The organism is Saccharothrix sp. AJ9571, assembly GCF_021725495.1.
GTDB lineage: Bacteria > Actinomycetota > Actinomycetes > Mycobacteriales > Pseudonocardiaceae > Amycolatopsis > Amycolatopsis magusensis.
Genome location: NZ_CP091382.1, coordinates 469,259 through 492,832, shown reverse-complemented (window position 1 = coordinate 492,832; position 23,574 = coordinate 469,259). Strand labels below are relative to the sequence as shown.

General features: G+C 68.1%; 28 protein-coding genes and 1 pseudogene. 17 read left to right on the top strand and 12 right to left on the bottom strand.

Going from position 1 to position 23,574, the window contains the following annotated elements; translation table 11 throughout:
- Window positions 1-28: 28 nt before the first annotated feature.
- The 11 genes and pseudogenes from L3Q67_RS02355 to L3Q67_RS02305 all read right to left on the bottom strand — a co-directional run bounded on the left by L3Q67_RS02355 (window position 29) and on the right by L3Q67_RS02305 (window position 7,589).
- Complete coding sequence (locus L3Q67_RS02355; RefSeq protein WP_499191414.1) at window positions 29-619, bottom strand: DUF5753 domain-containing protein; 591 nt, start codon at window positions 617-619, stop codon at window positions 29-31.
- Window positions 620-817: 198 nt separating this feature from the next.
- Window positions 818-973 (bottom strand): annotated as a pseudogene (locus L3Q67_RS02350) (helix-turn-helix domain-containing protein); the annotation flags it as partial.
- 514 nt (window positions 974-1,487) lie between these two features.
- Window positions 1,488-1,874, bottom strand: coding sequence for a putative ATP-grasp-modified RiPP (gene tgmA, locus L3Q67_RS02345; protein WP_499187952.1), 387 nt, complete (start codon window positions 1,872-1,874; stop codon window positions 1,488-1,490).
- A gap of 53 nt (window positions 1,875-1,927) precedes the next feature.
- Window positions 1,928-2,491, bottom strand: coding sequence for a helix-turn-helix domain-containing protein (locus L3Q67_RS02340; protein WP_499187951.1), 564 nt, complete (start codon window positions 2,489-2,491; stop codon window positions 1,928-1,930).
- Window positions 2,492-2,552: 61 nt separating this feature from the next.
- Window positions 2,553-3,143 (bottom strand): hypothetical protein, encoded by a 591-nt coding sequence (locus L3Q67_RS02335; RefSeq protein WP_499187950.1) that lies wholly within the window; start codon window positions 3,141-3,143, stop codon window positions 2,553-2,555.
- Entirely contained in the window at window positions 3,140-3,430 is a 291-nt protein-coding gene (locus tag L3Q67_RS02330; RefSeq protein WP_499187949.1) for a hypothetical protein, read from the bottom strand. The genes L3Q67_RS02335 and L3Q67_RS02330 overlap by 4 nt, the downstream gene beginning before the upstream one ends.
- A 132-nt stretch (window positions 3,431-3,562) precedes the next feature.
- The gene (locus L3Q67_RS02325; protein ID WP_499187948.1) at window positions 3,563-3,802 is read right to left on the bottom strand and encodes a hypothetical protein; all 240 of its coding nucleotides are present in this window, start codon (window positions 3,800-3,802) and stop codon (window positions 3,563-3,565) included.
- A 47-nt stretch (window positions 3,803-3,849) separates the two neighbouring features.
- On the bottom strand, window positions 3,850-5,007 hold the full coding sequence (locus L3Q67_RS02320; protein ID WP_499187947.1) for an RNA polymerase sigma factor: 1,158 nt from the start codon (window positions 5,005-5,007) through the stop codon (window positions 3,850-3,852).
- Window positions 5,004-5,330 (bottom strand): hypothetical protein, encoded by a 327-nt coding sequence (locus tag L3Q67_RS02315; protein WP_499187946.1) that lies wholly within the window; start codon window positions 5,328-5,330, stop codon window positions 5,004-5,006. Before L3Q67_RS02315 ends, L3Q67_RS02320 begins: the two co-directional genes overlap by 4 nt.
- Before the next feature lie 183 nt (window positions 5,331-5,513).
- On the bottom strand, window positions 5,514-6,023 hold the full coding sequence (locus L3Q67_RS02310; protein WP_499187945.1) for a helix-turn-helix domain-containing protein: 510 nt from the start codon (window positions 6,021-6,023) through the stop codon (window positions 5,514-5,516).
- Between the two features lie 360 nt (window positions 6,024-6,383).
- A complete protein-coding gene (locus tag L3Q67_RS02305) occupies window positions 6,384-7,589 on the bottom strand; it encodes a helix-turn-helix domain-containing protein (protein ID WP_499187944.1) in 1,206 nt (401 codons plus the stop codon).
- A gap of 1,339 nt (window positions 7,590-8,928) precedes the next feature.
- Between L3Q67_RS02305 and L3Q67_RS02300 the strand changes: the two genes are divergently transcribed.
- Window positions 8,929-10,419 (top strand): sensor domain-containing diguanylate cyclase, encoded by a 1,491-nt coding sequence (locus L3Q67_RS02300; RefSeq protein WP_499187943.1) that lies wholly within the window; start codon window positions 8,929-8,931, stop codon window positions 10,417-10,419.
- An 11-nt stretch (window positions 10,420-10,430) separates the two neighbouring features.
- Here L3Q67_RS02300 and L3Q67_RS02295 read toward each other — a convergent pair whose 3' ends face one another.
- Window positions 10,431-10,805, bottom strand: coding sequence for a winged helix-turn-helix transcriptional regulator (locus L3Q67_RS02295; RefSeq protein ID WP_499187942.1), 375 nt, complete (start codon window positions 10,803-10,805; stop codon window positions 10,431-10,433).
- Window positions 10,806-11,048: 243 nt separating this feature from the next.
- Here L3Q67_RS02295 and L3Q67_RS02290 point away from each other — a divergent pair, with 243 nt between their 5' ends.
- The 16 genes from L3Q67_RS02290 (at window position 11,049) to L3Q67_RS02215 (ending at window position 23,549) form a co-directional block, all read left to right on the top strand.
- A complete protein-coding gene (locus L3Q67_RS02290; protein WP_499187941.1) occupies window positions 11,049-13,250 on the top strand; it encodes a helix-turn-helix domain-containing protein in 2,202 nt (733 codons plus the stop codon).
- Between the two features lie 247 nt (window positions 13,251-13,497).
- A complete protein-coding gene (locus tag L3Q67_RS02285) occupies window positions 13,498-13,821 on the top strand; it encodes a DUF6355 family natural product biosynthesis protein (RefSeq protein ID WP_499187940.1) in 324 nt (107 codons plus the stop codon).
- Window positions 13,822-14,029: 208 nt separating this feature from the next.
- Window positions 14,030-14,500 carry an A24 family peptidase gene (locus L3Q67_RS02280; protein ID WP_499187939.1) on the top strand — a complete coding sequence of 157 codons (471 nt, stop codon included), beginning with the start codon at window positions 14,030-14,032 and terminating at the stop codon, window positions 14,498-14,500.
- Window positions 14,501-14,595: 95 nt separating this feature from the next.
- Window positions 14,596-15,147 (top strand): hypothetical protein, encoded by a 552-nt coding sequence (locus L3Q67_RS02275; protein ID WP_499187938.1) that lies wholly within the window; start codon window positions 14,596-14,598, stop codon window positions 15,145-15,147.
- Between the two features lie 515 nt (window positions 15,148-15,662).
- The gene (locus L3Q67_RS02270) at window positions 15,663-15,962 is read left to right on the top strand and encodes a hypothetical protein (protein WP_499187937.1); all 300 of its coding nucleotides are present in this window, start codon (window positions 15,663-15,665) and stop codon (window positions 15,960-15,962) included.
- Between the two features lie 83 nt (window positions 15,963-16,045).
- On the top strand, window positions 16,046-16,726 hold the full coding sequence (locus L3Q67_RS02265) for an SAF domain-containing protein (RefSeq protein ID WP_499187936.1): 681 nt from the start codon (window positions 16,046-16,048) through the stop codon (window positions 16,724-16,726).
- On the top strand, window positions 16,726-17,583 hold the full coding sequence (locus L3Q67_RS02260) for a CpaE/TadZ family protein (protein ID WP_499187935.1): 858 nt from the start codon (window positions 16,726-16,728) through the stop codon (window positions 17,581-17,583). Before L3Q67_RS02265 ends, L3Q67_RS02260 begins: the two co-directional genes overlap by 1 nt.
- A gap of 110 nt (window positions 17,584-17,693) precedes the next feature.
- Window positions 17,694-18,944: a TadA family conjugal transfer-associated ATPase gene (locus L3Q67_RS02255; RefSeq protein WP_499187934.1), complete on the top strand. Its 1,251-nt coding sequence runs from the start codon at window positions 17,694-17,696 to the stop codon at window positions 18,942-18,944.
- On the top strand, window positions 18,941-19,810 hold the full coding sequence (locus L3Q67_RS02250; RefSeq protein WP_499187933.1) for a type II secretion system F family protein: 870 nt from the start codon (window positions 18,941-18,943) through the stop codon (window positions 19,808-19,810). The genes L3Q67_RS02255 and L3Q67_RS02250 overlap by 4 nt, the downstream gene beginning before the upstream one ends.
- Window positions 19,807-20,700, top strand: a complete 894-nt coding sequence (locus L3Q67_RS02245; RefSeq protein WP_499187932.1) for a type II secretion system F family protein — start codon at window positions 19,807-19,809, stop codon at window positions 20,698-20,700. The genes L3Q67_RS02250 and L3Q67_RS02245 overlap by 4 nt, the downstream gene beginning before the upstream one ends.
- 12 nt (window positions 20,701-20,712) lie before the next feature.
- Entirely contained in the window at window positions 20,713-20,910 is a 198-nt protein-coding gene (locus tag L3Q67_RS02240) for a hypothetical protein (protein ID WP_499187931.1), read from the top strand.
- Between the two features lies 1 nt (window position 20,911).
- Window positions 20,912-21,328, top strand: a complete 417-nt coding sequence (locus L3Q67_RS02235) for a TadE/TadG family type IV pilus assembly protein (protein WP_499187930.1) — start codon at window positions 20,912-20,914, stop codon at window positions 21,326-21,328.
- 62 nt (window positions 21,329-21,390) lie between these two features.
- Window positions 21,391-22,296 (top strand): hypothetical protein, encoded by a 906-nt coding sequence (locus L3Q67_RS02230; RefSeq protein ID WP_499187929.1) that lies wholly within the window; start codon window positions 21,391-21,393, stop codon window positions 22,294-22,296.
- Window positions 22,293-22,721: a TadE/TadG family type IV pilus assembly protein gene (locus L3Q67_RS02225; protein ID WP_499187928.1), complete on the top strand. Its 429-nt coding sequence runs from the start codon at window positions 22,293-22,295 to the stop codon at window positions 22,719-22,721. The genes L3Q67_RS02230 and L3Q67_RS02225 overlap by 4 nt, the downstream gene beginning before the upstream one ends.
- Window positions 22,718-23,137, top strand: coding sequence for a pilus assembly protein TadG-related protein (locus L3Q67_RS02220; RefSeq protein ID WP_499187927.1), 420 nt, complete (start codon window positions 22,718-22,720; stop codon window positions 23,135-23,137). Before L3Q67_RS02225 ends, L3Q67_RS02220 begins: the two co-directional genes overlap by 4 nt.
- Before the next feature lie 25 nt (window positions 23,138-23,162).
- Window positions 23,163-23,549, top strand: a complete 387-nt coding sequence (locus tag L3Q67_RS02215; RefSeq protein ID WP_499187926.1) for a hypothetical protein — start codon at window positions 23,163-23,165, stop codon at window positions 23,547-23,549.
- Window positions 23,550-23,574: the final 25 nt, after the last annotated feature.

Below are 23,574 nucleotides of genomic sequence, written 5' to 3'. Positions count from 1 at the left end.
CCCTCGATGGACTGCGGGGAAGACCAAGTCAGGACTCGTAGGCGTTTTGGTCCACGGGACCACCCAAACCTATTTTCTTGAGGAGGCTCGCCGAGTTCTTGATCGAACGGACGGTGCCTCTGAGTATGTAAATTCGCTCGTCGAGCCGGTCGACGGTTTCGGTGCGGCCGACTGCTTTCGCGTCGAGCTGATCGAATGAGGCAAGCGTTTGCTTGATCGAGCCGGCGCGGCGGTCGGCGAATTGTGGTTCGGGTGCTTCGGAGATGACTCGTGGCGGGGCGGGCCGTTTGAAGAGGTACAGCGTGGTGGTGCCGCCGAGTAGGGGATGGCTGCTGGTGCCGAAGGGCACCAGGCGGATTTCGAGGTGCGACAGCCGGACCGCGAGAGCCCGCAGGCAGGTGAGCTGCTCGAGCATGGTGGCGGGTCCTCCGATACTGGCGTGCAGTGCTGCTTCCCCGAGGAAACAGAAGTACCGCAGGCCCGGCCGGTCGGCGGCGTCGATGTGGGCTCGGCGGGTCACCTGGAAGTTGGCCAGTCTCCGTGCTCTGTCCGGCTGGGACTCGCTGCAGTTGAACAGCGCTTCGGCATAGGAGCGCACTTGCAGGGGCGGAGCGATCACCTCGCCGGAGTAGTAGAAGGCGGCGACGGCTTGTCCTTCGAGTTCGGCCGTCCGGCGCAGCTGTGGTGAGGCCTCGACCTCGTTGGCGGCACCACGGGATCTGCGTCCAGTTCCGCGGCGCACCAGCGCCATGATCGAAGCCCGCCTGTCCAGCGGAACGTCGTAAAGGTTCAGCAGGGCTTCGACCTCCGCCGGCTTCGGTCTGGAGCGCGCCGTCTCCAGGTCGCCGATCTTCGAAGGTGTACAGCCGAGAATCTCAGCAGCTTGGTGGCGTGCGACATCGGCTCGCACACGGAGTTGCTTGAGTAGCGCGGCGAGTTCAGCTGACGGAGGGCTCGGGGATGGTGTGGCCATGTGCCTTTCGTGACGTGCTCAGCGTGGTGGGGTCGTGCGTGGACGTGGCATCGATCTTCGACTGACGTAGGGGCGAGTGCGGGGGGCTTGCGTCCGTGGCGATGGGCGGTTGTCGCCGAGGCGCCCGTGGTCGGGGTCGGCTCTGGGCCAGCGCACCGGCCGCTCCGTCGTTTCGAGAGAGATCCGATGCGCGATGGCTGCTACAGACCAGCGTCTCGGCCGCCGTTTCCAAGATCGGACCTGCTGGACGAGAAGCCAGCCGGTGCGGAGGTGGTGGGCCCCGTCGTTGGTGATTACGGGGCCGCCGGAGAAGCCGGGACCGGGATTCGCTGGGCTCACTCAACCGGCGATGCAGAACTCGCGCTTTTCGGAGCGCCCCACTCCCCTGTTCCGGATGGTGATCGTGTGGATGCGAACCAGCTCGTGTCGATCCGCAGCACCGGGACGTCTCGCTCGTTCAACGTGAGCCCGACCTGATCCGCGGTGCGGTCGAAGTCCTGTGCGAATACGAGGATCATGCTCGCACCGGGTGGTCCTGGTGGAAGTCGTTGCCCCAGTCCTCGGAGGCACCTTCGTCCCCGTCGTTGTCGGTGATCGATGACCATTCCGCGTTGGGGGTCAACTCCACCATCGGCTGCTCGCTCCCGTCTGGGGCGACGGAGACCTGCTGCACGTGGCTGTAGGTGTAGGCGGGCACCTTCGGCGCCGGCAGCGGCCGGACGTGGCGCAGGCCGAACGGGCGCGTGTCCGGACCGGACGGCCCTTCGATGCTGTCGACCTCGGCCAGGCCGGGCCGGGTGAGGGGAAACTGCGCGCTGACCGGGGCGAGAGGGTCGTCATAGAAGCGAAGCGGTTCGGTGGTCACGAGTTCGGCCCTCTCCAGCGCTGGGGTGGATGGCATGTCGTCGCGTCCTCTCAGTCTGCGTCGTTGTTGAGGTTGTGCAGCAGGACTACTCAGGTGATGCACGCTGCATCACCACCCGGAAGGCGCTGGCATCGGCGTGAAGCTGCTGATCCGGCCGGGTGGGCGGGGGAGCGTGGAAGGTGCTGTGGCCAGATGTCGTGCGTGGCCACCACGTCGCCGGAGAGACGCAGCACTCGCTGCAGCAGGTCGGCGGGTCCCATCTGGCACTGGCTCGCCACGTCCTGCAGAGCTGGGCGGTCCAGCCGCACCAGTCGGCGGGAGGCCCTCCCGCACTCGCGCAGCGGTGCGAGTGCGGGATCGTCGATGGTGGCCAGGAGTTCCGCCCGCACCCAGACCAGGGGACAACGCTCCATGTCTTTCTCGACAGCCGCCAGGAGCTGGGAGGTGCCGTGCTCGTACAGCAGGCAGAGCTGGTGCAGTTGGCTCACCGAAAGGCGGCGGTTTGCCCGTTCCATTTCGGTGAGCGTGGCCGTGCTGAGCCCGCGGATTTTCTTGGCCGCGCCCTCGGCGCTCAGCTTCTTCTCCACACGGAGCTGGCGCAGCCGAGCACCGAGGATAATCTCGAAAAGGACGGTGTTCTGCCGGTAGTTCATGCGTAGCTGGTCTCTCGTCGATCAGGCGCGGTGATGCGCGCTGCATCACTGCGGGCGGGCATCAGGGCTTCTGACTCTGAGGGGTTCCGGCCCCTGGGGGTTCGAGCATCGACGCGATCGGGTGCAGCCGGATGCGGGCACTCGCCTTGAACAGCCTGATCAGGTCGGGGGCGAGCCACACGGCGAAGGCGCTGAACGCGGCGTGGTGGATCACGAGCCCGCTCTGCGTGAGGCGGATGCTGAGCAGCAGGGCCAGGGGAGCGGTGAGAGCGCGGCCGCGCCATGCCCGGCGGCTGTCGAGTTCGGCGGCGGCTTCTTTCCAGTCGGCGGGTAAAGCCGGGTCCTGGGGCTGATCGAGGGCCGCGCGTAGTTCTTGCGCATCTCGGTAGCTGCTGACGAGCACGGTAGCGGCGATGAGGGCGAGGCAGGCCAGGGCCAGCTCGCGAGGTCCGGCGGTGAGGCCGCCGACCGCGAGGCAGGCCATGAAGACCATGGTCACGTAGAGCGCGAAGTTGACGGTGGAGAGCAGGCGCGTGAGGACGATGCCGGGGATCATCTTGCGCATCAGCGACCTGTACATCGCGGTGTCGGCGGTGGCGTTCACCGCGGCGGCAGGGAAGCCGGATTCATCGGGCGAGGCCTGAGCGATCATGCGGGCCGGTCCAGCACGATCAGGTTGTCGCGGTCGATCATCACGTATCCGGGTGGTACGGCGTGTGCGCGCAGCCAGGCGAGCGCTTCGCCGCGGCTGCGCGTAAGCCGGGCGTCGAGGTCGGGGTCGGGGGAGCCCGCGACGGCGGGGCCGATGAGGGCGTTGTCGCGGTAGTCGTTGTTGTTCCAGCCGTGGCGAGTCGCTACTTCGATGACCTGCACGCTGGCCCTCGCGGATGTGTCAGCGCGGGCAAGCACGCCGGCGCGCAGGAGAGCGCTCACAGCCATTGTCGGTGTCCTTTCGTGTGGTGTGGCCTGGGGCCCGGCCTTACCGGTGAACTCGGTAAGGCCGGGCATGTCCCGGGGGCGCAGCGGGGCTGCGGGAGCTTGCTCCGTGTGCGACCGCGCCCGGGAAGCGGGTCACCGGCGATGCCTGCCGGGGTGCGGCTCGTCCGGCTCCGGCTCGGTCGGTAATGCCCTGAGCAAGCCGTAGACGCGCTTCATGAAGCCGATGTCGGGCGCGGCGTCTTCGATCGCCGCCCTGCGCTCGGCGGCACTGAGGTCGTCGTCGGTGGGCCAGCGCTCGGCAAGCGCCACACCGGAGACCCGTTGGAGCAACGGGGTGGAGGGGGCGAGGTGGGAGAACTGGGGGTCGTCCATCGAAGCTCCTGGTGATGCGGGCTGCATCGTGTGGTCGGGGGCGTTGTTCAGGCGGCCGCGTGTTCGCAGTCGCCGCAGGTGCGCAGGTGCCGAGCAACGTCGGGAACGTTCTCCGCGATGGCCTCGTACTGGGCGCGCAGGCCGTTTCGAGCCCGGCGGGCGAGCACGGAGAGGGTGTTGGGTTCGAGGTCGAGCAGGGCCGCGACTTCCTCGCGCGGTAAGCGATCGAGGGCGGTCAGCTTCAGTACGGTGCGCCAGCGCTGCGGCAGGTGCCGGTAGGCGATGGCGAGCCGGACGTGGTCGAGCCGGACGAGGACCAGCTCATCGAGGGGCGAGGAGACGTCGGTGATGAGGTCGCCGGCGTTCTCGACGGGCACGGCGCGCTGGGCGTCGGCGGCGAAGCTGCTCGCGGTGTTCCGGACGACGGCGGTGACGTAGGCCCGGAAGTCGTCCGTGGGGCCGCGCCCGGAGCGAATGGCGAGGTAGGTGGCCAGGAACGCGGCTGCCACGGCGTCCTCGGCGACGTGCGGGAAGCGGGAGCGGGCGTATCTGAGCATGGCCTGGTGGTGGCGGGAGAACAGTTCGGCGAATGCGTCGTTGCTGCCGCTGCGCGCGGCGGCAACGAGTTGCTGGTCGGGGGCGGTACGTGGGGTGGTGATGCAGCGTGCATCAGGCGCGGGGATGGTCATGGTGAAGGTGCCCGTCCGGTGTGGTGAGAGGGAAAACTGGCGGGTGACGCCGCGGCGGTGGCCGAGCGGCAGCGCTCCGGGGCGCGGGCTCGGGCGGTGTGGCGCGGTCGCCACCGCGCTGGCCGCGGGGATCATCGCCGGTGCGCGCAGTTCGCCGGTTACGCGGGCGGATGGTTCGGCGCCGGTGTCCGCGTGTCGCAGCGGCGGCCGCGCCCCGGCGGCCGTGTCGTTCGTTCCGGCGGCGCTCCAGCAAGTCGGGCAGTGCTGCAGGTCTGCGATGTCGGAGCCGCTGCGATTCGGCCAGCAGGGAGCGCCGCAGGCGGCGAACACCACGTAGCGACCGCCCCAGCCCAGGGCTACCGCAGCGGGGCCGTCAAGCCGGTAGACGAGGAAGCGCTCGGCGCTGATCCGGTGATAGAAGGGCCGGAACACGCCGGGACAGCGCTCGGGATCGGCGAGCGTCGGACGCGGGGGAGAACTCGGCCGCCGGCTCGCGTCGCGGGATGCGGGAGTCATGGCCCTTCCTCCCCACGATCGCGCATCGGGTCGCTCGGTGCGTCAGGGTGCCCGGGATCGGGAAGTTTGCGCAGGGCTTGCAAGACGTCACCGAGGCGGCCGGGGCACGACCACAAGAGCTGGCCGGTCGGGCTTTCCCTGCGGGCTATCGCTCCCACGGCGTGCACTACGAGAACGTCGATCGTGCCGTCGCTGTGGGGACGCAATGCGAAAGCGTGTGTCAGGCCTTGTCCGCAGGCGACGGGCGGGGTCATCGCTTCCCAGCCACCATCGCTCATGAACTGATCGAGCTCGGCGATCAACTTCTGGGCGTCTGTGGTCACCGGACTCGCCTCCCGGTGTGGAACCCGGCGGATGCGCACTGGGTCGGGGTACCGCGCGCACCCGCCGGGGGCTGAGGGCGTTCGTCGGGCTGACGCCGTATCGGGCGCTTACTGGGCGCCGGTGATGCAGGCTGCATCACCGCGAACCGGATCGGTGCCACGCAACGGCCGACCCATGTCCGATCACTCGATGCCGTCATGGCCCGCTCCGACAGCGAGATACCGCAGCTGCACACGCAGCTGCTCCGGGGGCACGTCGCACAGGGCTGCCAGGTGCCCGATGGAGTGTGCGTCCAGCTCGACCGACCGGTCCACGGTGGGGGGAATGGCCGCGACTCTGGCTATCGCCCACTCGCGCAGCGGACGCAACTCCGCATCCGGCACCTCGGCGATCACTTTCAGCCGGATGCTGAGGCGGCTACCGCTTTGCCGCTGCAGGTCGCGGTGGACCATGGCGAGGACTTCGTGCGCGGGCGTGCCGAGCACGTCGCACAGTTCGATGAACCGCGACACGGTCAGCCGCCGGGCACCGCTCTCATAGGCGCCGAGCGTGCCGATGGCCATCCCGTTGTGGAGTTGCGCGCATACCGATTCCCGGTCTAGGCCCTGACCCCGCCGGAGCAACCGCAGCCGGAGGCCAAGCGCCTCCCGTAACGGCTTGTCGAACTCCGGGTCCACGGGCACCCCCGACATCGGCTCGCTCCTTCGATTCGCTCTACGAACGGTGTGTTACCTCGTACAGGCATCCGTCGAAAATCCAGCGCAGGAAACGACGGAGACGCATGTAATCCGGCATTTGGAGGGCTCAAACACCGGATTCAATACAAGACGGGCGTGAAATTTGCGACAGAACGTCGCTCGCTCACATTTCACGTGAGGCGTGCATGAGGAGGGGGCAGAAAGCGGGCGCGGTCAGTTTTCCGGCCTTATCAATACCAAGTCTCGCACTCAACTTGCGCACCTCCCTGTGGTCAAGAGGTCACGTTAAATGCTCGCCGGGGTTGCGCCGGGTACAGAATTACCCGACCGTGATGGGGTACAGACTGGACCCCATCACACGATGGCTAGTCCGAGTTGCTGCGAAAGCGCTTGTGCATCGCTGCGCACCGTCGCGCCGCCGTTCGCCGCGAGGTCGGCCACCGCAGCGCGAGTGAAGAGGTTGAACCGCGCCGTTTCCGGCGACTCGGCTTCCGCCCTGCGGAGCAGGTGGAGCGCGGCTACCGGTTCCCGGTTCTGGTGGAACGCCCTTGCCGCCTCGATGGTGTGGAAGCTCCGCCGGGTGGCGGACGGCATCCGCTCCAAGTGGACTTCGTCAGCCTGCCTCATCGCCTCGCCCGGCCGCTGCAAGTCGTTCAGCATCGTGATGACGTACGCGTCGACCATGCCGCGCCCGAACACGAGCCACGGGTGGGTGTAGCCGACCGGCAGAGCATTGACAGCACGGTCGGCCTCGTCCCAGTGGCGCCAGGCGTCGCCGTCATGGCCGACCTTGGCGTGTGACAGCGCGACCGCGAGGTGTAGCAGTCCGTACGCGGCGCGGTCGTCCTGGCTGCGCTCTGGGCTCAGCAAGCTGGTGGTGTCCATGGCCAGCTCGACCCGGGCTTCGTGCTGCTGCCCGGCGTCGCGGTAGACGTGATTCATGTACCAAGCGGCCGCCGCCATGGCGTGCGGGTTGTCAGCGTCCTGCGCGGCCGTCATCGCCCGGTCGCCGGTCAGCGTCACCAGCTCGGGTACGGGTTGGAAGGACAGGTAGAGCTGACACAGGTGGTAAACCTGGGCTTGCGCGACCAGGACCGCGCGCCTTTCGTTGCCTTCGACCCGGCGCACCGTGGTGCGGGCGTCGTGCAGCAGCCCGGGGAGCAAGCTGGCGATGGCGCTGCGGTGTCGGCGGGTGCCGTGCCACAACTCCCAGGCCTGGGCCACGCGGGCGAGCAGGCCAGACACGTCTACGGGATCTTCGCGGGGCACCACCGGGTAGCTGGCAAGGGCGCGCGCGATGTCGGGCAGTTGCTCGTGGGCGGCCTTGCCGAACGCGGCCGTGGTCAGCCGCTCGTCACCAGTGAGTTCGCTGAGGTCGTTCACTCCGAGTGCCGCCGCTAGTTGCAGCACCATCGGTAGCCGCGGGGGCAGGAGTCGCCCGTTCTCGACGCCCTTCAGCCATTCCGCCGACTTGCCCACGAGGCCGCCGAGCACCGGCCTGGACATGCCTGCTCGATCGCGCAATTCCCGCAGCCGTTGGCCGAACGTTCCTTCGGTCACCAGGACCACCACCTTCGCGGAGTTGACCTCTCCGCGAAGCCCCCGGCCCGTCGACCGGGGACATGTACTCCGCGAAGAGATACGGTCCCCAGGGTACTCACTACTCACTGGAGCGCAGGTCATCTCGGTCACGCCGCCGCACGGGGTTCGCCCGTTGCGCGACGGGCGGTGGGCGCGCGTGGCGGGCCGTGCTGTTCGTTTCGGCGGCACGCCGGGGATCCGGCCCGCGCTGCAACTACGGCGTGGCCGGTCGCGGGGTGATGCAGGCTGTGTCACCTCCCGCGGTCACCTGCCCCAGGATGTGGACGGGCAGGTAGCCGGAGTTCGCGGCACAGCGACCAGGGGTCGGGCACTCCGTGAAGAATCACAGTGCCAGGTTGCATGCTGATCAGCGGCGCACCTACCCGTGGAGCAAGGGGCAGAACGAGGGGCACGGCACGCATGGCCGGCAGGGAGTCGCGGCACAGGACTGGGCTGATGTTCGGGCGATTTGGGTGCCTACCATCACCTCGGCCCAACAGCTTGGCCGGTGTCAGTCGCGACCGCTCTGTGCAGGTTCAACTTGGGCGGCCAGCACGCGAGTACTCCCCGGTGCTCGTGTTCACCGGGGTGGCCATTGCTTCCACCGTCGACGGTTCCTGCGCGGAGGGGTCGAGAAGCGAGAGCAAGGTTCGGCCCTCGGAGTGCCGGACGAGGTAATCCTGGTCGAATCGCGTGCGGCGAAGACCGGTCAGGGGGCGAGTTTTCGCGGGCGACTGCTGCGACAGCGGAGCGCCGAGGTGGACAGTATGGTGCTGATCAGCACGTTCATGGCAGCGCCGGCTATGCAACCTGCGTGAGGATGGTGGGCAACCTGCAATCGAATCTGGTGCCACGCCGCAGCCGGGTGCATCATCGAGTAGGACGTCCCAGCGCCCTTGATCGCCGCCTGCAACCGGCTGGTGCACGCAGGCGTCGTCCCGAGCTTTGCCTGACGATGCTGTCACTGAGCGGAAGAGCGGTAGTGTCATCCGATACGAATGCCATCCACGTTCGGCGGAACCAGGTGCACGGCTCCGCAGGCTAATAGTTGGCTAAGAAAGACAGGCTAGCGCTCGTCGTGCGACACCGGGCGAGGACGTGGTACCGAGGTCGGTGACGGAATCGCGGACGGGGCGAGCCAAATGAAGGTGCTTTCACTGGCCACTAGGTGTTAGGTAACTCTACGTGTTCACTCTGATTCGTCTGGGTGAACATCGTTTTGAGTCCCTGATTCTTGGCGGATCCGCGCTTACCGTAGTTCCCTGCGCTTCCGCGGCCAGGGGTGGGTTGTTGTCTGAGGTAGAGGTAAGGGGGTGCGATGTATCAGGACGATGCGGGAGAGCCGTCGGCTGCTCGCTCCCGTCGTGATGCCGGGAGCGAGCAAGGGGCGCCGTCGGCTGGGGCAGATCACCATTCCTTGTTCGACATCTCTGGAACCCCCTCCCGGATAACGGACTGCGAGGACAGTTCGCCTGCCAGCGAGCTGTCTGATGACGCGAGCACAAACAGTATGCAGGCCAGGCGGTGCGACCAGGCGGCAAAGGTTGCCGACGACTCGCGACGTCGGTATTGGCGGGCGCGCGATTGGAAACTGTGGTCGCTACCCCCGCAGGTGCTCTTCTTTGTTCTTGCGATCGAACTGATCGGCCTTTTCGCTACGGTCCTCGTTACGACCATGCACCAGGTGACGAGTGCGGACTGGAAAGCCTTCGCGATCCTGGTGGGATTGGGCTTGGCCTCGGCCGAGGTGACCCGGCATGTCGAGCGGGTCCGCAAGAAGTTCTCCGACACCCCGCACGTCAACCTGAGCTCGGTATGGACTTTCTCGGCTGCCTTGCTCACGGCGCCGACGCTGGCAGCGGCGACCGCGGTGGTGCTGTACCTGCACTTGTGGTGGCGGACCTGGCGTGAGATCACCGGAATGGCGGCCTACCGAGCGGTCTTCAACACGGGCGTCGTGGTGCTGTCCTGCTTCGCGGCGACCGCCGCGGCCAGCGTGCTCCCCGAAGGGCAGTTGCTCCAAGCCCAGTGGCCAGTAGGGCTGATCGGGCTGCTGGTGGTGATGGCCGTCTACTGGGTCGCCAACTCCTTGCCGATCGCCGTGGTGATCGGCCTGTCCCGCAGCGATCGGACGGTGAAGCGACTGGTCGGCAGCTGGAGCGACAACGCCCTGGAGTGCGCCACTCTCTCGTTGGGGGCGCTGGTGGCCGTGGCGCTGACCATTCGGCCCGAACTCGTCGTGCTGACTTTGCTGCCGCTGTACGTGCTGCACCGCAGCGTGCTGGTCAAGCAGCTGGAACAGGCCGCGACCACCGACAGCAAGACCGACCTGCTCAACGCCATCAGCTGGCATCGGCTGGCCGAGCAGGAGTTCGGCCGTGCTCATCGACACGGCGGCGTCTGCGCCGTGCTCATGCTCGATCTGGACCACTTCAAGCGCATCAACGACCAGCACGGCCATCTTGTCGGAGACAAGGTTCTCCGCCTTGCTGCCGACGCGATCACACGGCAGGCGCGCAAGCACGACATCGCCGGTCGCTTCGGTGGCGAGGAGTTCGTCGTGTTCCTCCCCGAAGCCGGGGAAGCCGAGGGGGTGCGGGTCGCCGAGAGGATCTGCGCCGCGATCAAGGCGGTCGCGGTCATCGGCGATTCGGGCACTGCGGCCACGATCTGTGCCTCGGTCGGCGTGGCCGCCTATCCAGGTGCCGGCGGATCGTTGGAGGAGTTGCTCCTGGCGGCCGACAATGCGCTCTTCAGCGCCAAGAATCTAGGCCGGGACCAAGTCGTCTCGGTCGGAGACGTGCATTGAAAGTGTTGCCTTCAGCGCGGGCGCAGTCGATGTTCGCGCGACCACGCCAGCAGCGGCCGTAGAGCGCGCAGCAACTCGCGACCGGCGGGAGTGAGGCGATACCAGACGGCGCCGAAGTTGCCGGGCTCCGCCTCGCGATTGATCAACCCGTCCTCGCGCGCCCGGCGGAGCGTATCAGTCAGCACCCGGTCCGACAGCCGAGCGCTGGTGCCCTTCCCTGATGCGCGCTGTTCGATCTCGTTGATCGCCGTCAGCAGGTCCGTGTACTGGCGCTTGCGTCCGGCGAGCGCGGCCAGCACGGCAACGGTCCACCGGCGCCGCAGCACATCCAGCGCGTCGTTCAACTCACGCTGGTACGGAACATCCCACCCCTCCACCAGGCTCACCTAACACGATCAGTCGAGTTGCTGCCCGTCTGCGTGCCGATCCCGACACCCACCCGGCTTCGAAGCACTCGAATGGGTGAGAAGTGCCCACGGAGGCCGAACTCTGTGGGCACTTTGCTTGCGGTAAGTCGGCCCCGAGCCGGTAGAGGTAGTCCTGCCAGGAACGGACTGCCTGGTGACGCGAGGGAAGCGGCGGCCGACCGTGGATTTGGTCGGCCGCCGTGCGATCGACTCGAGGACGACATGCCGGGAGAAGAAGAATTCAGGATGGCCCTGCGGGCACTGATGAGGCGGCAACGCCGCACGCAGGCGAGCCTCGCTCGCGAGCTGGACGTCAGCGTCAGCTACCTCTCGAAACTCCTGACCGGCCAGCGTCCGATGACACCGGCGCTGGTCGACCAATTCGATACAGCACTTCACGCCGGTGGCCGGCTCTCCGAGCGAAGCGCCAACGCGGAGCGCCTCGGCCGGCCACAGCAACTGCCGGCGATTTCCGGCGACCTCATCGGGCGCACCGAGATCCTGCATCGACTGGACCAGGCACTATCGGTGGCCGACCCGGCCGGGCCAAAGGTGCCGACGATCGTCATCGAAGGTGCCCCCGGGGTCGGAAAAAGCGCGACCCAGCTGCACCTAGCGTCCCGGATCAGCTGGCGTTTCGGAGGCGGCTGCCTCTACGCCGACTTCGCCGCCTCCAGTGTGCGACCGACGCGAGCTGAGGTCCTCCTCCGCTTCCTGAGCGCGCTCGGCGAGCACCCGGGCCGCGACTTGAACGTCGACGTACTCGCCGAGCGATTCCACACGGCAACAGCGGGCCACCGAGTGCTCGTGGTCCTGGACAACGTCACCAGCGTCGACGAGGTGCGAGCGTTGACACCGGCGGCTGGAGGGGCGGCCCTGATCAGCACTCGCTCGGGACCGGTGACGATGGGATCAAATGCGACCCACGTCGTTCTGCCACCGCTGGCGCAGAGCGTCAGCTACGCGATGCTCGCCGGAGTCGTCGGTGTGGCACGCATGGAGGCCGAGCCGGTTGCGGCACGTCGCCTCGTCGCCTCGTGCGGCGGTCTGCCCGCCTCGATCCGCGCGGTCGGGGAAGGCCTCCGCAACCAGCCGCACCGCTCACTGACGAAGGTGGCCGCAGAGCTGCGGTCGACCATTCCAGTCGATCCCGAAGGCCGCTTCGGCGAGGCATATCGGTCGCTTGGGCCCATGGCGGCCTCGGTGTTCCGGCTCGTCGGCGGCCTCCGTCTGGGCCCCCTGACTGAGGACGTGATCGTGGCTCTCGTCGGCAAGGAAGGCGATGTCGTTCGCCAGTCTCTCCGGTACCTGCTCGCCTCGCATCTGATCGACCAGCGTAAGCAGACCTTCGACCTGGCGGCGCCCCTGCGCGAGTTCGCCGCTATCCGGGCAGCCGACGAAGATGGCGACGAGGCACTCCACGCCGCGCTCATTCGGCTGTTGAGGTGGTTCGTCGCCGCCTCCGTCGGGGCGAACGACCTCTTGGCGCCGGCCTGGGATGGTGGCGCCATCGTTCAAGCCCCACTTCGGCCAGCCGGGGTGCGCGACTACAGGTCGGCTCTGTCCTGGTGCCAACGATCAGCGTGGACCGCCGTCCGGCTCGCACGACGAGCTGAGCAGGCCGGCTTGTCGGGCCTGGTCTGGAAGCTGGCATTGGCCTTCATGCCGTACTTCTATCTCACCAAAGCTTGGGAGCAGTGGCTCCGGCTCGGCGCGATGGGCGTCTCAGCAGCTCGACAAGCCGGTGACCCCGTCGGTCTCGGTCGCAGCCTGCACAGCCTCGGCTGGGCCCAGCTCGAACTCAGGCGAGAGCCTGAAGCACGGCAGAACTTTGGCGAAGCCCTTCCGCTGCTGGTCCAAGCAGGTGACGACCGCGGTCTCGCCTGGGTACTGCTCGGGCTCGGCGGTGCCGACTCCCAGCGAGGCGAGGTCGTCGCCGCGATCCAGGAGCTCGATAAGGCCGCCCACCTGTTTCTCAAGACCGGCTTGCCCTTCGGGGCCGCTGTAGCACGCTCGCTGCAGGGCAGGGCGTTGGACCAGCAGAACGACGTAGATGCGCTGCCAGTGCTCACTCAGGCGCTGGAGTTGGCGATCACGGCGGGGATCAGGCCAACCGAGGGTTTGGTCCGCCACCTGATCGGCGAGCATTACCTGGCGAAGCAGGAGTTCCGGCTGGCACTCGTGCAGCTCGACCGTGCGCTCGCGCTTCGGCGGGCGACGGGCGAACGCTGGGCTGAGGCCGATGTTCAACTCGCTCGCAGTGATGCGTTCAACGGGATTGAAGATGCACACTCCGCGCAAAGCGCATTAGAAGCTGCTGTCGTGGCGTTCGATGAACTGCGGGACCCTCGAGCGCTTGAAGCGCGCGCCCGTCTGGCCGCGATTCGCAGCACAGGGCTGACCGGCCGCCCGCGCGCCTGCTGACTCCGCGAGCCAACCGGGTCGCCGCCAAGCGCTCCGACCTCAGATGCCTACATGACGAGCCCTCGACGCTCGAGGACGTCCTGGCGATCGAAATGCTATTCCTGTTGAGAGACTCTCTGATTTGTGTGATTTCTGTGCGCGTTCGCGCCTTCGAAGACCGTGGTTCCGGGTGGATGATTGAGTCATCAGCTCGACGCGATCAATCGGCGTCGGGAACTCGGATCGATCTGCTTTGTGGGTGATCATTATGCGTTCTTCTGTGTCATCAACGGTTTTCTTGTCCTCACTTCTTGTCTCGGTGTCGGTGGCTTTCCTGCTGCTGTCGAGCTCGCAAGCGGCCATCGCCGGGGAAGAGAACTCCATTGCTGGGGTGGAGGAGAAGTGCGGCTACCTCGGTTGGGCGAAGTACCGTCATTGTGACGGGGGTTCCGGTGCGACGGTGACGCTCGACGTTCAAGACCTCTGGGGAAACATTCGTGAAGTTTGCGTCTGGCCAGGCGTGACCGACCTCCAGCCGTATATGACGTACCGGGTTACCGGCGCGTGGTGGAACGGCGGAGTTTGGTGCTGACGAACATCTCTCGAATTGGAGATAGTGATGTACGTTCTCAGGCAGTTGGCTGGCTGGCGTGTTGATGACCACCTCGCTGTGGGCGGCCGGGTACGTAGCTGCCGGAGCAGCCCTCGGTGCACTCAGCTCTGCCGTTCCTCGGCGCCTGCTGCACACTACGTCTCCACCTCCATGGGCTGTGGCGCCCGAATCGACTGCGGTCGCGACCATGGTGTTGTTCGCGCTGCTCGCGTGGCGACCGGGCTTGCGACCGGAACTGCTTGGGTTCAGCGTGCTGGCGGTCGTAGCCGGGCCGTTGGTGGTGATCGACGTGGTCGAGCAGCGGCTTCCCAACGTGCTGGTCATGCCTCTGTATCCGATACTGCTGACCAGTCTGGCGTTCGCCGCGCCGGAGAAGATGCTCAGGGCGGCGGCCGTGATGATCGCTTTGGCGACTTTGTTGTTCGGGCTTGGCGTGCTGATCGCGAGTGGTGTCGGCGCGGGCGACATCAAGCTCGGAGGTGTTCTGGGAATGGTGACCGGCTGGAGCGGCTGGACCACCACGTTGCTGGCGGTCCTGGTCGCTTCGACAGCGACATGGGGGTACCTGACTGTGAAGCACACGTCGTCGGGGAAGTGCGTGGCTCCGTTCGGACCGGGCCTCCTTGGCGGAACGTTTCTTGCGCTGGCCGTCACTTGAACGTTCACCCGAAGGTGTGGACCGCCGGACAAATCGGCCAGCGGGTCGAGATTCTCCTGGTGATGTGGAGGGCAGGGGAGAGCGTGGGAGGGAACATGCGCCGGACGGTCGCAAACACGATCGGAGTTGCCTTCTCGTTGACCATGGCGGCGGGCTGTAGCTCGGCGCCAGCTCCAGAACCGACATCGGCCATGCCAGTGCCGCCTCCGTCGAGCACCACACCACCCAGCTCGTCGAAGGGGTCGGCTGCTCCCGAACAGCAAGCCATCGCCGCCTACCTGGGCATGTGGAACGACATGGCCGTGGCAGGCGAAACTTCGAACTGGCAAGACCCTCGGCTGGGTCGTAACGCCACGAGTATCGCGCTCACCAACATCACCCGCGGTCTGTACACGAACCAGACCAAGGGGCTCGTCAGCAAGGGGCGACCGGTGAATGCCCCTCGGGTTCTCACGGCCGAGTCCGGCAAGTTCGTCCTCGAGGACTGTGGCGACAGCAGCAATTGGCTGCTTTACCGCGCGGACACCGGGGCACTCTCGGATGAGGAGCCCGACGGTCGACGGCACATCAACGCCGTCGTCGAGCGGCAACCTGACGGCGCTTGGCGGGTTACGGACTTCGGCATCCACGAGCCGGGCTCATGTTGACCGCGGCGATGCGCGCCACCGCGTGCGCATTCGGTCTGTCCTTGGTCGGCGCAGGAATCGCTGCCGCCGCCGGGCCATGGGGAGTCATCGACTGCAGCCAAAGCTCGTCGCCCACGTGTGATGTGGCGGCCGGAACTTCTGGATCGCCGGGACATTCCGGGCCGACGCCGCCCGCCGCCGGACAGAAGGCGGCGAGTGGAGGTGGGCCGCCGGCGTCGAATTGCACGTACGTCGCCAGCGGCTACACCGGACCGCCGGGCTCGACGTCCGGTCCCTGGTACATGCACGAGTGCACGATGGGCGGGTCAGCAGCTGGTTTGCCGGTGCAGATTCCGCAGCTCAGCCCGGGCGAGGTAGCCCGTATCGCGCGGGGTCAACTGCGCTTGCCCAGTCCCGTGATTGCATCGAGTCCAGCCGGTACGCAGCTCGTGCGGCTGCCGACGTGGCTGTGGCTGGATGGTGCGTCGTGGCGTCCGTATTCCTCGACCGCGTCCGTCCCTGGGGTTTCGGTCACGGTGACCGCGACTCCGGCCGAGGCGGTGTGGTCGATGGGTGACGGGAGCACGTTGACCTGCACCGGCCCGGGAACGTCGTTCCAGGAGGGCGGTGGCCCGCATGCCGCGTCGCCGGACTGCGGGCACACCTATCACCGGTCGTCGGCCGGTGTCCCGGACGAGAACTTCGCTGTGATCGCCACGGTGCACTGGACGATCACCTGGTCCGGCGCCGGCGCGTCCGGCACGCTGCCCGACTTGACGACCAGCGCGTCGACCGCGTTCAGGGTCGCCGAAACGCAGGCGCTCGGAATCGGCTGACGCCGCACTTCAACCGAATCAGTTTTTCCTTTCTCGACCGCGCAGGAATCGTGGCGTGGGTGAGCTATGCCTGGAGGCGCAACGTGATCAGCACTGACACCACTCCTGATACGGCTGCCGGTCGGCAGGGTTCGTGGCTGGATTCGACCGGCTCGCCGGGATCGCCGCGGCGATCCCGGCGCCGGCTTCCGCAGTTGCTGCTCGGCGCGCTGCTGATCGTGATGTGCGTCGGGGGAGCGCTGTGGTGGTCCAGTGCTGCCCATGATCGGTCGGCGGTGCTCGCGATGGCGCGACCGGTCATGGTCGGCCACGTTCTCTCCGAGGCGGACGTCCGCATCGTCGATGTCTCCTTCTCGGTCGGGGTGGCGACGGTGCCGGCCGAGCGGATGGTGGCCGTGGTGGGCCGTCCGATGGCGACCAGCCTTCCCAGCGGAGCGCTTCTGCCCCCGGACAGTGTCGGCAACGCGTTGATCCCGGCGGCAGGCCGGGCGGTGGTGGCGGTGAAACCCGGTCAGGTCCCACCTGAGCTGGCAGCGGGAAGCCCGGTTGCCGCAGTGGTCGCCGCGGGCGGCGCAGCGACTCCGAGCGAAGCGCAGGTCCCGGGCCGATTGTGGCGCACCACGGTCGTCGGTGTGATCCCTGCTGGCACCGATCAGGCTCCCGTGGTGTCGCTGGAGCTGGACGCTGTCTCTGCTGTCCAGCTGGCGCAGGTGCCGGCCGGTCAGCTCGTGCTCGTGTTGCAGTCCGCGGGCGGTGGTCGCTGATGCTTGTCGCCTTGCTCAGCCTCAAGGGATCGCCCGGTGTCACGACGCTGGCGGTGGCGCTGGCCGTGCAATGGCCCGAGGCCGCGCGCGTCCGCCGCCTGGTGGCCGAGGTGGACCCATCGGGTGGTGATCTGGCGGTGCGTCTCGGGCTCCCGCTCGCGCCGGGGCTGGTCAGCCTGGCCGCCGCGGCACGCCGTACTTGTGAACCTGAGGTGGTGTGGCAGCACAGCCAGGCTCTGGATAATGGGGTTCGTGTGCTGGTGGCTCCACCAGTCACTGCGCACGCGGACGCTGCGTTGCGAGCCCTGGTCGCAGCTCCGGTCGGTCCGTTGCTGGATTCGGCGGGCCGAGAGCCCGGGGCGGTGGTGCTGGCCGACTGCGGACGTGGTGATCCCGGTTCCCCGGCCGAAGCCGTCGCTCGTCGGGCCGACGCGCTGCTGCTCGTGAGCGGAACTCGTGCCGAAGACCTTGCTCGCACTTCGGCCCGCCTGGGAGAACTCACTGCCTGGACCCCGCGTTCGGGCCTGCTGCTCACCGGCCGCGGCTATCCGACCAATGAGGTCGAACGGGAACTGGGCGTGCCGGTGATCGGCCGCGTTCCCTACGACGAGTCCGCCGCGGCGGCTCTGCCGGGCCAGCTCCGTTCGGCGCGGTGGCGCGGTGGCGCTTTCGCTCGCAGTACCGCCGCGGTGGCTCGGGCATTGAGCACACCGCTTCCGGGGGTGGGGTTTTCCGCGGTGCCCGGTGTGCCTGCGCAGCAAGTGCGCCATCCCGGTGGTGTCGTGTTCGGCGCACCGGACGCCCGCGGCAATGGGTATCGGCTGATGGGTGAGCAGGGAACGAGGTCCCGGGCATGAGTCTCAGTGAACAATCCGAGTCCGTCGTTTCTGAGCCGCTGGGTGACGCTGCCTCGCAGCGTCTTCGCGCCCGTCTGCGCGAGGCAATCGCTACCGAGCTGCCTCGCCGGGTGGATGCAGCGGGCAGTTCGCTGAGCCTGGTCCAGCGCCGGGACACTGGCCGAGAAGTGCTGGAGGAGGCGCTGGACGCGCACACCGCTGCTGAACTGCTCGCTGGGCGAACTCTGCTGGATGCGGTGGTGGAGCAGCAGCTGGTCGAGCAGACGCTCGATGAGGTCTTCGGCTTGGGTGGGCTGCAGCCGCTGCTGGCGGATCCCTCTCTGGAGACGATCGCGGTGAACCGCTTCGACCGGGTCTTCGTCCAGTATTCCGACGGGAGCCGGGCCCAGGTGGCGCCGGTTGCGTCGTCGAACGAGGAACTGACCGACCTGGTGCGCACGCTTGCCGCGCGGGCGTCGTCGGAGGAACGGCGGTTCGATCGCGGCGCGCCGGCGTTGAACCTGCAGCTACCCGGCGGGGAGCGCCTGTTCGCGGTGCTGGGGCTGACCGCGGACGGGGTCACCGCGCTGACGATCCGCCGGCACGGTTACCTCACCGCCACCCTCGCCCAGTTGCGTCAGCGCGGCTCGCTCGACCCCGGACTGGAGCGGTTCCTGCGCGCGGTGGTGCGGGCGCGGAAGAACGTGATGATCACCGGAGGGACCGGAGCCGGGAAAACCACCCTGCTGCGCGCCTTGGCGGCCGAGATGGATCCGCTGGAGCGCATCGTCACGATCGAGGACGCGTTCGAACTCGGACTCGGCCTCAACCCGGCGCTGCACGCCGACGTCACGGCGCTGCAAGCCCGCGAGCCGAATGTGGAGGGCACCGGCGCGATCACCCAGGCCGAGCTGGTGCGCTGGGCGCTGCGGATGAGCCCGGACCGGGTGATCGTTGGCGAGATCCGCGGCGCTGAGGTCATCCCGATGTGCAACGCCATGTCCCAAGGCAACGACGGCTCGATGGCCACCTTGCACGCCTCCTCGTCGAAAATCGCCTTCACCAGGCTCGCCTCCTACGCGGCCCAGGGGCCGGAGCGACTGCCGCTGGAAGCCACCGCCCTGCTGGTCGCCTCGGCCGTGCATTTCGTGGTGCACCTAGACCGCGCTGCGGACCGGACGACCCGGGTCGTCGCTTCGATCCGGGAAGTGGTCGATGCCGATGGCGGCACGGTGGTGTCCAACGAGGTGTACCGCCGTGGCCCGGACCGGCGCGCTGTCCCGGTCGCCGGTGCGTTGCGGGCGGACACCTTGGACGACCTGGTTGCAGCCGGGTTCGACGCGACTCTGCTGACCCGTTCCGAGGGCTGGTGGGCACCATGACCGTCGACACCGGCTCGCTCGTGCTCGCCGCCTGCGGGCTCGGAACAGCGGCGGGGACGCTGCTCGTCACGACCGCGTGGCGACGGCCTGCCGATGCGAACGGGCGCTGGTCGTGGCGGCGCCGAACGTGGAGCCAGGGCAACAGGCTGAAGCTGGCGATCGCCGCCGGAGCGGGGTTGTTGGCCGGCGTGGCGACCGGCTGGGTGGTTGGGGCCGTGCTGGCCGGTGTGGCCGCATGGTTCCTTCCCCGGCTGGTCGGCCCCGACAGGGCTCACGCGCGCCGGGTCGCGCGGATCGAAGCAATCGCCTCCTGGACCGAGATGCTGCGCGATGTGCTGTCGGCAGCGGCCGGACTCGAGCAGGCCATCCTCGCCACCGCACCACTCGCACCTGCCCCGATCCGCCGCGAGATCAGCGCGCTCGCGGCCAAGCTGGAAAGCGGGCAGCGCCTGGCCCCGGCGCTGCGCGGGCTGGCAGGCGACCTGGCCGACCCGACCGCGGACCTCGTGCTCGCGGCGCTGGTGCTCGCCGCGGAACACCAGGCCCGCCAACTCGGCGACCTGCTCGGCTCCCTCGCGACCACCGCCCGCGAACAGGCCGCGATGCGTATGCGCGTGGAGACCGGCCGAGCGCGAACTCGCACGTCGGTGCGGGTCATCGTCCTCACGACCTTGGCCTTCGCCACCGGCGTCGTGCTGCTCAACCGCAGCTACCTGACCAGCTACGACACCGCCGTCGGCCAACTCGTGCTGCTGGCCCTCGGTGGGTGCTTCGCCGCGGGCTTCACCTGGCTCACGAGGATCGCCAAGAGCGGTGGGCAGGCTCGGGTGCTCTCGCTCGACGGCCGTGGAGGTGAGCACCCATGATCCCGGCTGTTCTGTTCGGCGCCGGGAGCGGCATCGGCCTGTGGCTGGTGCTGAACTGGGCGCTGCCGCGGCGAGAACCACTCGGTGTTCGCCTTGCCGGGGCCACGTTCCAGCCGTCTCCCGTGGCGATCGCTGCTCCCGCCGACATCACATGGGTCACCGCCTGGGGGCGGCCCTTCATACCGTTCTTGCGCGCGGTCGGCCTGCCAGGCACGAAGCTGGAACGCGACCTGCGCCTCGTCGGCCGCGGACGCGACACCCACCTCGCTGCGAAGGCCCTGCTGGCCATGGCCGGACTGCTTACGCCGTGGCTCCTGCAAGCCAGCCTCGTCCTCGTCGGGGGCGCGCCGAGTCTGGAGTTGCCGCTGGTAGCGGGATTCGCGCTGGCGGCCCTCGGCTTCGTCGTGCCGGACGTTCAGGTTCGAGCACGGGCGGCTCGGCAGCGCCGCCAGTTCCGCAGCGCCCTGTCGACGTTCCTGGACCTGGTGTGGATCACCCTCGCCGGAGGATCGGGCGTCGAGTCCGCGCTGCTCGCGGCCGCGGCAGTCGGGCAGGGACCCTCGTTCGGGCTGCTGCGGCAAGCCCTCCAGAACTCCCAGCTGGTGCGCTCCACACCCTGGCACAACCTGCGCCAACTCGGCGAGGAACTCGACATCGCGGAACTGAGCGAGCTGGCCGCCTCGATCTCCCTGGCCGGCACGGAAGGCGCCCGCGTCCGCGCCTCGCTGGCCGCGAAAGCCCAAGCTCTGCGTGTCCACCAGGTCACCGACGCCGAGGCCGAAGCACAGGCCGCCACCGAACGCATGGCGCTCCCGGTGACGCTGCTGTTCCTGGGCTTCCTCGGATTCATCGCCTACCCGGCGGTCACTCAGGTTCTCAATGGACTCTAGGAAGGACAAGTAATGCACTCCGTCAACGTTGTCCGGAAGCTGATCAGCGCGCGCGTTACCCTGCTGCGCGCCGAGCCCGACCGCGGCGAGATCACCACGACGGTGATCGTGACCGCGCTGATGGCCATCGCGGCCATCGCCATCATCGCGATCATCGTCGCGAAGCTCACCGCCAAAGCGAACTCGATCGACCTCGGCCTCGGCGGCTGACATGCCCTCCCGCGAGCGCCTGCGGCGAGCCCTGAACGGGGATCGAGGTGAAGTCACGGTCGAACTGGTCATCGCCACGCCGTTGCTCCTGCTGGCCCTGCTGGGGATCATCCAGTTCGCGTTGTGGTCGCACGCCACGCACGTGGCGCAGGCGGCGGCCTCGCAAGCCCTCGCCGCCGCACGGGTGCAGAACGGCACGGCCAGCTCAGGACACACCGCCGGAGAGCGCCTGCTCGACGACCTCGCCAACGGCCCACTCCGAGAACGCCACCTCACGGTCTCCCGCGGCGCGACCGCGGTATCGGTCAGCATCCGCGGTGAAGCCGCCGCGGTCCTGCCCGGCCTCCGGCTGCCCGTGCACGCCGAAGCCGCCGGCGAAGTCGAACGGTTCCTACCCGACACCACTCCGGTGCCGTGACAACACTCCCACGCCAGGAGAAAGCCATGCCGTCAGGCAATCGACACGAAGTGAATTCGCCAGTGCACCGGGGATTCTTCTCCGACGGTCCCGATCTGATCCTGCTCAACCCCGAAGTAGCACCGAGTCGCTGGCGACAGGAACGCCTCCGCGCCGCCTGCCGACCGGCGATCATCCTAATCGGACTGATCGGCGTGCACCTGATCGCGATCGGTATCGGCTCGGCGACAGGATTCGCGGCCGCTCTGCTGACCGGTGCCGGCGCTGTCATCGTCGGCGCGAGCGCGCTCTCGGCGTGGGTTTCAGCGACCTTCCTGATCACTGAGCACTGCCACGACCCGGGCGTCGACTGCCGGCTCGAACGCGCTCGCGGCGCGTACTTCTACCGAACCGCCGACTTCCGGCGACCCGGTCACGCTGGCACGGAGACCGCCCACTGGTTGCTCACCGCCTTGGACGAGCTGCACCGCACCCCGGTACGCGCCTGGCTCGATCCCGACTTGCCGGACGCGGTACACCGCGTCGTCTGGGAAGCGCTGTCCTGCCTGGACCGCACCCGTGACGCCCGCGCCCTCACCGAGGAACTCGCCGCCGACCCGGCGGCCGGGGAGCTGACCGCGGCAGCACGTGAAGCGCTCTCCACCATCGACCGCGGCATCGAAGGAGTCCTCAACCACGTCCACGGCTGCCTGGTGCTCACACGGTCGTGGGAAAGCAAACTGCGCCACGCGGATCTCGCTGCACGCACCAACCGCACGCTCGCCGAGCTACCGGGCACCGATGTCGTCGGCCGCCTGCTCGACACCGCCGAAACGCTGCCCCAGAACGTATTCGCCTACATCACCGCCGCCAACGATGTAACCAACGCCGGACCATTCCCCTGGGAGATGCGGTCTCCGGCGAAGAGCTGGGTCGGCCGAGTTCGGCGGCACCTGCGGACAAACCACACGCCGGCGAGGTCATCGTGACCAACCGGAAGCTCGATGAGCGCGGTTCGATCACCGCTGAAGCGGCGTTGCTGGCACCGCTGCTGGTCATGCTCTTCGTGTTCGTCGCGGTCGTGGTCCACCGCGGCGTCGATGCCCACCTGCGCCTGGACGACGCGGCACATCAAGCAGCACGGGCCGCCAGCCTGCAACGAAACCCTGCGGCAGCTCTCGCTGCCGCACGCGAGACCGCGGCGATCGCGCTGGCGCACGCCGGACTGGTGTGCCGGGACGTGACCACGAGCATGACGGGCACGCTCCAGCCGGGCAGCACCGTCACGGTGAGCGTGCGGTGCACTGTGGACTTCGGGCAAGCGCTCCTGCTCGGGGTCCCCGGTACGAAAAACCTCGAAGCGATGGCCAGCGAAGTGGTCGACACCCACCGATCCGCGAGGGCCGCAGGATGAACCGGTGGAGAAGTGAGGACGGCCACATCACCGCCTTCGTCCTCGCCCTGCTGATCGGCCTGCTCGCCCTCGCGGGCCTGAGCCTGGACGGCGGGCTCGCCCTCGCGAGCAAGGTCCGAGCCAGCGGGCAGGCCGAATCAGCGGCCCGCGCCGGTGCCCAGGCACTCGACCTGGCCGCCTACCGCGCCACCGGTGAGGTCCGGCTCGCACCGGAGCAGGCGCGGGATGCAGCACGAAGGTATCTCGCCGCCCTCCCCGCCACCGGCACGGTCCAGGTGGCCGGGAACACGGTGATCGTGCAGGTCACCGCCAGCTACCGGACGCAGCTGCTTTCGCTCGTGGGCATCGACGACATCCAGGTGCACGGGCAGGGTTCCGCACACCCGCAGCGCGGCGTGACCGAAGTCGAGCCGTGAAGTCCACGAGGAGGGAGTTCTCGAGATGGTCAGTTCAACGGAGGAGATAGCCCGGCGGGTCGACGAGGCCGATACCACCCGCCAGGCGCGCCGCGCCGAAGCAGCCACGACGGTCGGCGACCTCGCCCGCCGCCACACCGCGCTCGCCGCACAACTCGCCGAACTCGAGCGTCAGCTGGGGGAGACCGTGGCCGCGGCCGGCGACGTCATCGACGTCGACGAGCTGGCCAGGTTCACCGACGTCCCTGCCAGCGCCCTCACCCGATGGCGTGACGGGGCCAAGCCCGCCCGTGGCAACCGCAGGCGACGGTCGAGCACAAAGAGCGTCGAGAGCCACCCCGCCCGGCGCCCGGCCGATCGGGACAACCGGAGCCCGGTCAGTTCGCCGAAGCCCATCGCCGCGGACTCGTAATGGCCTCGGCAGTCCGCTTCGCGGG